The 12325-nt window shown below is 37.4% G+C and carries 8 protein-coding genes; 2 read left to right on the top strand and 6 right to left on the bottom strand.

Annotated elements, in window-relative coordinates; all coding sequences use genetic code 11:
* Positions 1 to 134: 134 nt before the first annotated feature.
* Entirely contained in the window at positions 135 to 692 is a 558-nt protein-coding gene (locus tag MSBRM_RS17165; protein ID WP_048156442.1) for a flavin reductase family protein, read from the bottom strand.
* Between the two features lie 778 nt (positions 693 to 1470).
* Between MSBRM_RS17165 and MSBRM_RS17160 the strand changes: the two genes are divergently transcribed.
* On the top strand, positions 1471 to 2799 hold the full coding sequence (locus MSBRM_RS17160; RefSeq protein WP_069575358.1) for an ATP-binding protein: 1329 nt from the start codon (positions 1471 to 1473) through the stop codon (positions 2797 to 2799).
* A gap of 202 nt (positions 2800 to 3001) precedes the next feature.
* On the opposite strand, the gene MSBRM_RS17155 is transcribed toward MSBRM_RS17160, so the two are convergent.
* The 5 genes from MSBRM_RS17155 to MSBRM_RS17135 all read right to left on the bottom strand — a co-directional run bounded on the left by MSBRM_RS17155 (position 3002) and on the right by MSBRM_RS17135 (position 8674).
* On the bottom strand, positions 3002 to 4255 hold the full coding sequence (locus MSBRM_RS17155) for a COG1361 S-layer family protein (protein ID WP_048156439.1): 1254 nt from the start codon (positions 4253 to 4255) through the stop codon (positions 3002 to 3004).
* A gap of 50 nt (positions 4256 to 4305) precedes the next feature.
* On the bottom strand, positions 4306 to 5172 hold the full coding sequence (locus MSBRM_RS17150; RefSeq protein WP_048157180.1) for an ABC transporter ATP-binding protein: 867 nt from the start codon (positions 5170 to 5172) through the stop codon (positions 4306 to 4308).
* A 277-nt stretch (positions 5173 to 5449) separates the two neighbouring features.
* A complete protein-coding gene (locus tag MSBRM_RS17145; protein WP_048156438.1) occupies positions 5450 to 6664 on the bottom strand; it encodes an ABC transporter permease in 1215 nt (404 codons plus the stop codon).
* A gap of 52 nt (positions 6665 to 6716) precedes the next feature.
* Positions 6717 to 7958 (bottom strand): COG1361 S-layer family protein, encoded by a 1242-nt coding sequence (locus tag MSBRM_RS17140; RefSeq protein ID WP_048156435.1) that lies wholly within the window; start codon positions 7956 to 7958, stop codon positions 6717 to 6719.
* A 140-nt stretch (positions 7959 to 8098) separates the two neighbouring features.
* Positions 8099 to 8674 (bottom strand): ABC transporter ATP-binding protein, encoded by a 576-nt coding sequence (locus MSBRM_RS17135; protein WP_329957091.1) that lies wholly within the window; start codon positions 8672 to 8674, stop codon positions 8099 to 8101.
* 2287 nt (positions 8675 to 10961) lie between these two features.
* Here MSBRM_RS17135 and MSBRM_RS17125 point away from each other — a divergent pair.
* Positions 10962 to 11171, top strand: a complete 210-nt coding sequence (locus MSBRM_RS17125) for a hypothetical protein (RefSeq protein WP_141706477.1) — start codon at positions 10962 to 10964, stop codon at positions 11169 to 11171.
* The last annotated feature ends 1154 nt before the right edge of the window (positions 11172 to 12325 follow it).

Below are 12325 nucleotides of genomic sequence, written 5' to 3'. Positions count from 1 at the left end.
TATATAGTTATTAGGCCAATTTTACGTTTATTTGGCTAATTATACAGTTATGCGTTTTTACTTATTTTCTTCCAGTCACGCCTGCAATAATATTTATTTTCCTTTCGCTCATCCTGGAGTTTTACTACAGCGTATCATCTAGCATTTTCAGCTTTTTTTTCGTTACCACCTTCAGCAAAATTTTTCCCAATAGACCATGCCTTGCCTAGGTGCTCACCTATTCCCCAGTAATTATTATCGTACATGGAAAAAACTATAGGCTTGATCTTCTCGATATCAGGAATTTCATTACAGAGATATCTTTCTTCTGCATAACTTTCAACAATCTCTCCTATGAAAACCTCACTCGCGCCTCCGAGATCCAGAATGTCAATAAGTCTGCACTCAAGATTCACAGGACATTCCCGGATCATTGGGGCTTTTTCAAGTTTTCCGTAGAAGGTTTCGAAAATTTCGGACTTATCTATTCTTTTTCCGGAGACTATGCCGCAGTAGTCCGTAATTTCCACCATGTTCTGAGAAGGAATATTTACACTGAAGCACTGGTTTTCCCTTATTCCTTCATTTGTATGGTGCATTTTCCCAAGGGTCACCGCAATCATGGGAGGGCTTGCCTGTACAACTCCGCAAAAAGCGACTGTCAGGTAATTCGGCTTTTCGTTTACACGAGCCCCTACGAGGGTAGTGGGCATGGGGTAAAGAAAATTTCGGGCTCCAATAGTCCTTTTCTCTCCAATCTCCGTATTTTAGTCCTCCTCAAAGCTGCGCAGATCAATATTTTAGCACCGGCTTAGATATTAATAGTATCGAATTCTGCCGGAAAAATTATATTGAAAATCCTATCTCCATTTATTTTCAGGATACATAATTAGTATTCCGGTTTTTATTAATATATCAATTAGGGGATAATTATCCTGATAAATAAATTCCCTGTATAAGTTTGAATGCAAGAAGTATGGTAGGGGGTCTATACCCTTGATGCCATAACTCTGTTTGAAACTTCACGTAAGTTGAGCTTCAATTTTCAGATGCAGTAGTAAAATACAGAATACGTTTGCGAATCGTTAAAGTTAAAACGTGTTTCTTCCGGTTTCATTTTGTCCGGTTCCATTTTGTGTGGTTCCATTTTGTGTGGTTCCATCTTGTCCGGTTTCGTTTTGTCCGGTTTCCGAAACCTCAGTAAATATTAATTCCCGAATATATGGTAAGCTGCTTTTAAGAGAACAGTCTAAACGCGGATATTTCTTATATATGCTAGCAATATACATATAAAAAATGAAGAGTATGTATAAGTGTCATAAGTTTAGAAAGAGGATTGTGTTGCCCTGAATTCTTCAAATGATTTTAAAGCGCTTAAGCTGCCCGAAATTGCTGAACATTAAAATTTGCCTCTTTAGACTCTATCTCATACCCTATTCAAGCCCAGTTGCATAACATTGAAACGCAATTAGAATATGGAGGGGAAATATTTTGAGGAAAAATATTGCTGAAGACTCTGGACCTTCTTTAAAAGCTCCGCAGAGTCACCAGATCTCTGCCGTGTATGAGGACGCCGAAGGATTGATAGAACTACTTGTTACCTATTTTAAGGAAGGACTTGAAGGGGGAGAATATTGCTTATGGGTTTCCCCGGATAAACTGGCTGCTGAAGGGGCAAAAAGTGAACTTATGAAGGCAGGAGTGGATGTCGAGCATTATCTCACTTCCTCTCAATTAGAATTTCTGCCGGCTAATCCACTCCTGGAAGATCTTACTCTTCTTGCGTCAGCAGTAAAAGAACTCGCCGAAAAAGGATATGGAAATACCCTTTCTGGAGGATTTTCAGGGTTTAGAACAAATTTTGAGATTAAAAACACTGGAAATTCTCTTAAGCCCTGTCTTGAAACGTGTGGAAAGGCCATTGAAACAATGGCTTTGGAAAAGAATAAAAGTATCACACTTCTCTATACCATTCCTCTTGAAGAACTTTCAGGTAGAGTCCTTCTAGAATTAATGGAAGAAAGCAATGTTTTTGCTAAAAGAAAAGGGAAATTAGAGAGTTTGAGAATTCTGGAAGAAAAAATAGAGCTGAAAAATAATTTTCTCAAAGCGAAAACAGATCTAGAAGCCTCAAACTGGGCCAAAAATGGGCTGATGGTTAACATGAACCATGAACTTCGGACCCCCCTTAACTCGGTAATAGGTTTCTCCGATTTGCTGCTGGAAGGAGCTTTCGGGTCCCTGAACACGAGGCAATCAAAATATGTAAGTAATATTCTCATAAGCGGGAAGAACCTTCTGGAAATTATCAATTATCTACTTGATATATCAATGCTCGAAACCGGGGAAAAGAACCTTAATTATGAAGATGTAGATATTGCCAGCCTTCTAGGAGAGGTAAGAATGAGTCTTATCTCATTTGCCTCAAGTAAGAAAGTCAGTGTAGAAGTAAAGGTTGATGCCTCTCTTGAGAACATCCGGGCTGATAGAACAAAGCTGAGACAGATCCTGTACAGTCTCATGAATAACGCTATAAAACTCACTCCTGAAAAGAAAAAGGTTACTGTAAGCGCCCTCAAAAAAGAAGGGATGCTCGAGATTAAAGTTTCGGATAGCGGAATAGGGCTGTCAAAAGAGGATCACGAAAGGATGTTTATGCCTTTTATTCAGGCAGATTTTTCCACAACCAGGGGATACGGTGGAACTGGACTTGGACTTTATATTGCTAAAAACTTCGTAGATCTTCATGGAGGGAATATCTGGGTGGAATCAAAGGGAGAAAAAGGCAGCACGTTTATCTTTACTCTTCCGATAAAATAGGAAAGAAATAATTTGATCGGAGATTGGCTAAAACCAGGACTGGGAATCGTTTGCATACTTTACCCGGATATAATCAAAAAGATCGAGTGCAGCCTTAAACTGCTTCGTATGTTTCAGGATATCTATCTGAGCTGCACTACCTTCAAAACTTTTTTCAAAAATTTGATATTAATCTCCAGGAGCTTTTGTTCTCCCTGAATGTTCATTTTCTGCTCTGTTTCTTCTTTCTGTAAACTAGTATGCCTGCAACGGCGATGACAACAAGTAATAAGCCTGGGACAAGCATGCCCGAACTGCCCTGAGTTGCCTCAATGGACTGAATATACATATTGCTTACTATATTCTCATGCTTATTTATTCCATTGCCGTAATTTGCTGAAAGTGTTAGATTTATAGGCTCGTAGGGGTCCCTTCTGGCATCGGATAAATTGTCTGTTACCGCATTAAATTCAATCGTAAAAAGCTCGTCTTGATTCATTGGCCCTATAAAATACTCAGCAGGGTAAAATATGACGCCTTCCGCTTCAGGTTTTATGCTTACCGAGCTAAACTCATTAGGGTGAGTATTGGCTACATCGAACTCAAGAGTAGATCTACCATTTACTATCTGGAGCTCTTTTGAAGGAATCACTCTTATGTTTGAAGAATCTACCTTGAGAGGAATATTCTTTCTGCTGTTGTAATCAAAGGAGTTCCCCTCTATTGCAAGTTCAAAGTTGTGAGTTCCTTCCGGGGCATCTTCTGCAACTTTAACATTGAAAGTCAGTTTGATGCTATCTCCAGGCCCTAAAATGCCCATATCTTCATAAGGAGCGTCAAGAACAATTATCCCATCAGATAAAGGTTTTAAAACTGCAGCCTGAATTCTGGCATTGGTATCGAAGTCACTTCCATCAATGGTGACAGTAGGATTACTTGCAGTGTTTATAAGAGTTACAGTGACAGTACCCCTGTCTCCTGGCATGAAAACCTCCGGATCCGAGACAAATTCCTTAAGTTCAACTGTACCTTTGCTGTTAAATGTTTCAGTGCCTATTCGTATGTCAAAGCTTTTCTCACTCCAGGGGCTGTTTTTGCCTGTTTTTGTTCTGATGTCAATGGAGCGGATTCCTTTCTGCGCATTTTTGTCTACAAAAAGGTAAAATTCCTTTGTAGCAGTCCTGCCAGGATTGAGGGCTCCAACATTCTTTAGGGCATTTGCTTCTGAATCAAGAGAGAAAGGATATTGAGGTACAACTTCGATGTCAACATTGTCAGCTTTATCTCCACCAATGTTTTCCACCTGAACAGTCAGATTCAGATATTCTCCTATTTTTGCAGGATAGGGATTTGTTTCAACTATTGTAACTTTCAAATTTGCTCCCCCAACAGCTGCAGAGGCAGAAGATGCAAAAAACGAGGAAGCTAAAAGCCAGGATAATACAAGAGGGACAAATGAATTTTTGATTTTTGCCATTCTAATTCCACACCCCGATTAGCTTGAGTTTTGAAATATAACACCCGAGATTATTCCGTATTCTGAACTATTCCATCCTTTACGAGCACTATCCTGTCTGCATATCCTGCAATTTCCGGATCGTGAGTAATCATTACAATTGTTCTTCTGTCTTCGTTGAGTCTTCTAAATATATTTAGAATTTCACAGCCTGTCTTCGAGTCCAGATTTCCAGTGGGTTCATCTGCAAGGAGGATCGCAGGGTCATTGATAAGAGCTCGGGCAATAGCAACTCTCTGGGATTGACCACCTGAAAGCTCACCCGGCTTGTGGTGCATTCGATCTTCCAGTCCCACGAGTTTAAGTAATTCCTTTGCTCTTTCATGAGTATCGACTCCACTCCTTGCGTTGGCATAGGTTGGAAGCTCAACGTTTTCAAGAGCTGTAAGCCTGGGGATCAGGTTGAATGTCTGAAAAACAAAACCGATTTCTAACCCTCTGAGCCTGGCAACTTCCTTGTCAGATAGTTTATTGATATCCAGACCTTTAATTATGATTGTCCCTTCCGTAGGCCTATCAAGAAAACCGATAAGATTCATAAGTGTGCTTTTACCCGAACCCGATGGTCCCATTATGGCAAGGAATTCTCCCTCTAGCACTTTAAGGTTTATATCATGAAGAATTGGAACCTCCATACCTCCAAGAGTATAGCTCTTTTTGACATCAATAACTTTAATTATTGGAGTCGCTGTCCTATGTGTTTTGTCACTCTGTAGATCTCTCGAACGGCCCAGTTTACATTTAAACGATTCTTCTTTTGAATTAACGAGGCCTTCTCCAGAGGGCAGTTCTACTTCAAGTGTGAGATTTTCGGTTTCTGTCTCCAAAATTAAATCTCCTGGAGCAGAAACGTCTTTAATCAAAATCTTCGTTTCCATATCTACTCCTCTGTTTTTCAAATATTCAAATTAATTAATAAATCTCCTACGTGTCATACAATTTAGCCTAGTCCGATTTTTGTGTTTTAAGCGTTAACCGTAGAGTGATTTTCCAGTGTGCTAAATTCGTTGAGTGGATCCATAGAGCTACTTGTTATGAAGTTATTTTGAAACTATTTTTACCGATCAATATCCAATCGAGCTGGTCAAGAGGAACGGATTGAAACAGAAAAGGGCTATTCTCCAGATAGAGTAGCCCTATTCAAGGGACATATTCTTATTCATACCTTAAGGCATCCACAGGATTCATGCGTGCAGCTTTTCTTGCAGGATAAAGACCAGCAGTTATCCCGACAAGAACCGAAACTGCAATCCCTATTTCAATCAATGTTAAGGGGAAAACAGGAGGAAGTTTAAGGGCAATTTCAAGAGCGTAAGCTCCCAGACCACCTATTACAGTACCTACGATCCCCCCAAAGGAACTGACCATTACAGATTCCAGCAAGAACAGAGATAGAATATTGGAATTGCTGTAACCTACAGATTTCATTATCCCTATTTCTCTGGTTCTTTCAGTTACGGTCACAAGCATAATATTCATAATTCCTATCGAGCCCACAAAAAGAGATATTAGGGCAAGAATGAGAAGGAAAGAACTCAAAGCATCTCCTATTTTTCCAGTTTGCTCAAGAACTTCCTCCTGATTAAAGACGTAATAGGGTTTTAAATCCTCATTATCAATATCTCTTTCCGGGACTCCAAAGTTCCTCGCGAATCTGCTATCCACGTCATCTGAAATATCACGAATTTTCTCAGGACTGTCTGCCATCGCAAGGAAGGCTCCATAGTCTTTTTCCCCGATCATCTCATTCATTGTAGAAACGGGAATAAAAACTGTTAAATCGTAGTCACTATCCTCACCCACAACAGTTGGCTCGGAATTTTTCAATATTCCTTTTACCTTAAAACTTTTCTTTACAACGGTACCGTTTTCCTGTCGAAAAGCGATCTCTACAGTGCTCCTGTGGGAAATATTTTTGCTGAACTTGTCATTTGCAATATCATATCCAAGAACAGCCACAGCGCTATCTTTGTCCGTCAGGAAAGTACCCTCTTCCATTTGCAGTCCCTGGATTTCCTGAAAATCTTTGTTAATTCCTGCAATATTTACATTTTTAGTTTCAGAAAGATATGTGAGATCCCCGCTCATCGATTTTCTTGGAGATACGCCGGAAATTCCCGGAGTATTCTTCATTAGATTGTACTCGTTATCAAAGAAGAGATTTGGCTGTTCGCTAGCTGCGATAATAAAATTAGAGCCTACAGAAGAGATCTCATCAGTAAAAAACTGGTTAAAACTGGCACCAAGAGATGCGTTAACAACTACTGCAGCTATGCCAATTACTATTCCCAGTGTTGTAAGTGCAGACCTTAGTTTAGCACTACCTATACTTCCAGCTGCTATACGAGCTGCCTGTGAAAATTTTATCATATTTTCCCCCACAAATATGATGTCAGCTAACCTTTCTTTAATATTTCTTTAATTATTGTTTCCTTCTTCTGTAGAACAAGAGAGCTGCAGGAACAGAGATTATAATAAGTCCACCTGCCAGTACGGCTGTTGAATTAGACTCAGGGGACTCTGAAATGTTTATAAATTTCAGGTCTCCTACAGTGTTTGCATGTCTGTTGATTCCGTTGTTGTAGTTAGCAGTGAGGCTCATGTTTATCTCTCCTTCCTTACTGGTGCCCCATGAATTGTCTGCAACGGCATTAAATTCAATCGTAAAAAGTTCGTCCTGATTCATTGGTCCTATGAAATACTCAGCAGGGTAAAATGTGACTCCTTCAGCTTCAGGTTTTATACTAACCGAGCTAAACTCATTAGGATGAGTGTTCGCTACATCGAACTCAATTGTAGATTCACCATTTGTCAGTTGAAGTTCTTTTGAAGGAATCACTCTTATGTTAGAAGAATCTACCTTGAGAGGAATATTCTTTCTGCTGTTATAATCGAAGGAGTTCCCCTCTATTGCAAGTTCAAAGTTGTGAGTTCCTTCTGGAGCGTCTTCTGCAACTTTAACATTGAAAGTCAGTTTGATGCTATCTCCAGGCCCTAAAATGCCCATATCTTCATAAGGAGCGTCAAGGACGATTATCCCATCAGATAAAGGTTTTAAAACTGCAGCCTGAATTCTGGCATTGGTATCGAAGTCACTTCCATCAATGGTGACAGTAGGATTGCTTGCAGTGTTTATAAGAGTTACAGTGACAGTACCCCTGTCTCCGGGCATGAAAACTTCTGGTTCCGAAGCAACTTCCTTAAGTTCAACTGTACCTTTGCTCTTAAATGTTTCAGTGCCTATTCGTATGTCAAAACTTTTCTCACTCCAGGGGCTGTTTTTACCTGTTTTTGTTCTGATGTCAATGGAGCGGATTCCTTTCTGCGCATTTTTGTCTACAAAAAGGTAAAATTCCTTTGTAGCAGTCCTTCCAGGATTGAGGGCTCCAACATTCTGTAAGGCATTTGTCTCTGAATCAAGAGAGAAAGGATATTGAGGTACAACCTCGATGTCAACATTGTCAGCTTTATCCCCTCCAATGTTTTCTACCTGAACGGTTAAAGTCAGGTATTCTCCTATTTTTGCAGGATAGGGATTTGTTTCGACTATTGTAACTTTCAGATTGGCTCCCCCAACAGCTGCAGAGGCAGGAACTGCAAAAAGCAAGAAAATCAAAAGCAAGGAAAAAAGAGTTGCTACAGTAATCTTCTTTATCATTTCCATATACTTGCACCTTCAATTGTATTGAATTATTTCATCTTTTACTGGGATAACTCTGTTAGCATATTTTGCAATTTCAGGGTCGTGTGCGACGATTACTACTGTTCTCCCTTCGTTATCCAAATCCATAATATACAAAGGATTTAGGCTCCTATTCTGGAGTCAAGGTTTCCAGTCGGCTCGTCCGCAAGAAGGATTACAGGATCATTGATATGCGGTACGATTGAAAACCTCTGGAACTGCCTTCCTGAAAGTTCTCCTGGTCTGTGATGCATGTGGTTATGAATTCCCATAACTTTGAGAAGTTCCGTTGCATGCTTTGTTGAATCAATATTGATTCTCGAATTAGCAAAAGTTGGGAGCAAAACATTCTCAAGGGCAGTCAGGCGCGGAACAAGATTAAAACTCTGAAACACAAAATCAATTTCAAGCCCCCTAAGGCGGGTAAGCTCTTGATTCGGCATTCTATTGAGGTCACGCTTCCTGACAAGAGCTTGACCTTCAGCAGGCCTGTCAAGGCAATCTATAAGGTTCACAAGAGTACTTTTTCCTGAGCCTGGTGGGCTCATTATAGCCAGAAGTTTTCCTCTCTCAGTTTTGAGATTGATGTCTGAGAGCACGGAAATTTCCAGACTCCTAAGTACGTAGCTTTTCCTTACATTGGAAACCTCGACAATAGAGAATCCACCCTCAGGTAAACTATTTTTGATAATATTCATATCCCCCTTCCCCAAAGTTACTGAAATGTGATGAATGGATTATATTGAATAATTTCAACGTTTTTACTCATTATGTAAGACAGTCCATTTTAACTTATGCTTTCTTAATTTACGACTAAAGTGACTATTCAAAGGCACGTGGCTACTGGTTTCTAGCTTTGAAAGCAAGAAGTACGAACTATATTTTCAAAATTGAAGCTCTATATGCTGTTTTGGACTTTTTAACGAATTTTTTCAGTATAAAACGCGGGTCTTTACCAAAAATTTCTGTAAACAGAATCCTCTAAAATGAAAGCAGTGAGAACAGATAGCTGTAACTATTTCATGAGAGGAGAGGCTTTTCCCAAAAAATTCATAATCTTATCCCGGTATTTGTTCTAATAAATTTATACTGTTTTTATATTACATATTTTCTAAAAAGACGATGGCAGAATTAAGATGGTTGCACCAGACATTTTAGAGAATTTTTTCTTTGGACCTGTGAATACAATTAAATATTTAGATCTAAGTGGGAATAAATTTTAAACTTTTGAACATAATATAAGTTAAAAAAACATATGTCTGTATGTGAAACCTTTACTCTAAACATTTAAGAAGTATTATTTATAAGAAGATGATTTTCTATTGAGCTTATATAACTTAATATATATAGCTATATACAGTCACTGTTAGCTAATATTTTAAACGGTAGATCCTGAAATAAGAGGAAATCCACCATATGAATATTATCAAGTGGCTGACAGTAGCCATGTGACTTGGAGGTTTGATAGACAAAAATTATATCAAAATTGAACAGCGGTTGCAAATAAAATTGCTATCTACAGTATGCAAGTATCGATTTCGAAAATACAAACTACGGAGGGAATAAACATGTTTCCAGAACTTATCTTTGGATTCAACCTTAACCAGTGTTTTAACTTCACAAACAACATTGGATTCTTTTTCTCGTTCTTTTAAATGAACGTATGTAAAAGAATTGTAAGATGTCTCTCTGCAGGGAATGGCCAGGTTATTATATGTCCAGGCTGCAGGAGGCGAGGTATAACGGGGGATAAACAATCAAGAACAGATTGGAGGAAATGATATCATGACTTTCAGTATTTTTTATTCTTGTGTCAGCAAAGCCTATCAGGCTGAATGCTTCAAATTCTTCTACTGCGATTAAGTAGGAGTGCTAATTAGAATTAAATGGTCTCTGCGGGGAAAGACCATAAAGTCTTATATTTCCCACTAGCAGAGAGCCAGGGTATAACGGGGGATAAACAATCAGGAAAAGACTGGAGGAAACGTATTATGACTTTCAGCATATTCTATTCAAAGGTCTGCAGTACCTATCAGGCTGAGTGCTTCAAATTCTTTTACGAAGACTGTTGCTGGTAATCAAGCTGTAAATTAAACGGTTTCTGCAGGGAATAATCATAGGTCTTATATTTCCCAATTGCAGAAAGCCAGGTATAACGGGGAACGAACAAACTTAATAAAAAGATGGGAGGGGTTAAAAATGACCTTCAGCATATTCTATTCAAATGTCTGCTATTCCTATGTAGCTGAATGCTTCAAATTCTTCTACTGCGATTAAGCAATAATGACGATTAAGAGATAACAATAACATATGAAGTTACCTGCTTTTCAGGTAACTTCTTCTTTACAAAAGAAACGTAATATTACCACTTTTTTACTTCTTTTTTATTTTGCTAATATTTACTCTTTTGAAGGTGTCTGTAGTTTCAAACATACTTTTTGAAATATGGGATAGGAAACAGTCTATAATTTAAAATTGTTTTTAAAAAGCCGAAAATAGGAAATGTATAATATTTTTTGAACATCATGGCTCCCTTTAAAGGGTATTCACCTCCGAAAAATTGAAATGGAAATTAAAGAAACGAGATGCTTGGAAATCCTGTATAACTATTGCAGTAAAAGATTCTGTTTCTAAATACTAAAAGACTATTATTTGTAAGAAGTTTTAGTTCTTTACATTATATATAAATTTAAAGTATACTTTGATATTGATGCTCCTTGGTAGTTCTTTATTGGAACAGTTACTTTCCAATAGACCTAAATTTGATACTATTACTCAGTGTAGGCATATACAATCCAGTTATCCAACTTAATATCCTTTAAATCCCTAAATCTTTTAGCTGGAACTATTAAAGATTGTTTATACTTACCTGTAGTTCCAAAAGTAAATTCCTGGGAGTATAACTTGGGAGTATGATATAAACTGGATATCTAAGGAGGTTGGCGAAAACAAATATTATCCAAAGTATCTGTGAACCGAGTTAAATTGGCAGAAGATGCTCAATTTTTATTGAAGGAAGATGGATTGAAAAGAGACAGTTTTGAAAGTAGAGAAGTGGAGGGACTTACAATGTCAATGCTTTATTTGAGTTATACAAAAATCACCATTTTTCTAGAGATTATAAGGTTTAAGATGATGTACCTCAGCGGTCAGGGCTTTGGTGGCTTTGGTGGCTTTGGAAGATTCTCCCGGTGAAGTAGATCTCAGTGTTTATTAGTCAGTTACCATTCTATATCAAATACAGGTTTATACTATATGCTCATGCATGTAACCTGTATTATTTTTTCTTAAAAAAGTGACTGGGTTCGGGTTTTTTCTAGAAAATATACTACAATGATTAGTCAAACAACCATAGAGTTCAGCCGAGTAATTTACATCTCAGCTCTGTTCTTGTACTTGAGATTCCAATAAGGAGGTAATTTAGGTAGAGGAACTGAGACTTAGAAAATATTTTGAAAATCAATTAAGGAGTTATAAAGAACAAAGAAAAAACAAAGAAAAATTGAAATTTTTAAGGAGAACTAATTTTACTTTTTTAATATGAATTAGGTTTAAATATTTATAATGAAGAAAATTTTGAGTTTTTAATTAAAAAGTGAATTTTACTAGTTTTAAAAAGTTAATTAGATAAAAAGTCTTTGCAGATTCTGTTATAAGTGTTATTTTCTTTAAATTTTAAATACGGCATATAAACGAGATATTTATTTGACTTTGTAGGTATTCTGAAATTCGCAGCATTCAAACTGTTTCTATATTTAATTTTGAAAATGAATTCATACGATTAATTTAATGTCACGTGTATTTATAGAAAAATCGGAGGGATGAATAACTATATAACTTACGTGGTTAAAACGAGAAATCTATAGCATTAAACCTTTAACCGTCTAAAACTCATACTTAATTACAACGCCTATTGTACTTGATTTTGTATTTTAAGTACGTAAGTCCTAAACTAGTCGAGTCTATCGTTGCAGGAGATCGGTAGTTGACGACTTTATTAGAATGAAACTGGAAAAACAAAGTCTTGAATTCAGGGAGGTTCCTAGGCCTGTCCAGTATTTGCACCATTTTCTCCAAAAAAGAATAAGATTCAAAGCACTCTATAGAAAACCGTTATTCACGTAACTATATAGCGTTTTATGGTATTTTGCTAAAGCGTAACTAAAGGATGAGCCTCATTAAAACGCGAGGGCTATAAATCAGAACTGTTTAAAAAATACAACTACATGTCTAAAATTTACTTTTTAAATAGGGAACTTGGATTATTTACTTTTAAATCAAAAACTTGGATTATGTAATTTTAAACAAGGAACTTGGATTAGGAATCCAAGTTTTTGAATATATAAAAC

This window comes from Methanosarcina barkeri MS (genome assembly GCF_000970025.1).
In the GTDB taxonomy this organism is placed as follows: Archaea; Halobacteriota; Methanosarcinia; order Methanosarcinales; family Methanosarcinaceae; genus Methanosarcina; species Methanosarcina barkeri.
This window is presented reverse-complemented; position numbering and strand designations above follow the sequence as displayed.

Excerpts from the sequence above, each read along its gene's own strand:
- MSBRM_RS17140 (WP_048156435.1), bottom strand. The coding sequence starts at position 7,958 with ATGGAAATGATAAAGAAGATTACTGTAGCAACTCTTTTTTCCTTGCTT.
- MSBRM_RS17135 (WP_329957091.1), bottom strand. The coding sequence starts at position 8,674 with ATGAATATTATCAAAAATAGTTTACCTGAGGGTGGATTCTCTATTGTC.
- MSBRM_RS17165 (WP_048156442.1), bottom strand. The coding sequence starts at position 692 with ATGCCCACTACCCTCGTAGGGGCTCGTGTAAACGAAAAGCCGAATTAC.
- MSBRM_RS17145 (WP_048156438.1), bottom strand. The coding sequence starts at position 6,664 with ATGATAAAATTTTCACAGGCAGCTCGTATAGCAGCTGGAAGTATAGGT.
- MSBRM_RS17155 (WP_048156439.1), bottom strand. The coding sequence starts at position 4,255 with ATGGCAAAAATCAAAAATTCATTTGTCCCTCTTGTATTATCCTGGCTT.
- MSBRM_RS17150 (WP_048157180.1), bottom strand. The coding sequence starts at position 5,172 with ATGGAAACGAAGATTTTGATTAAAGACGTTTCTGCTCCAGGAGATTTA.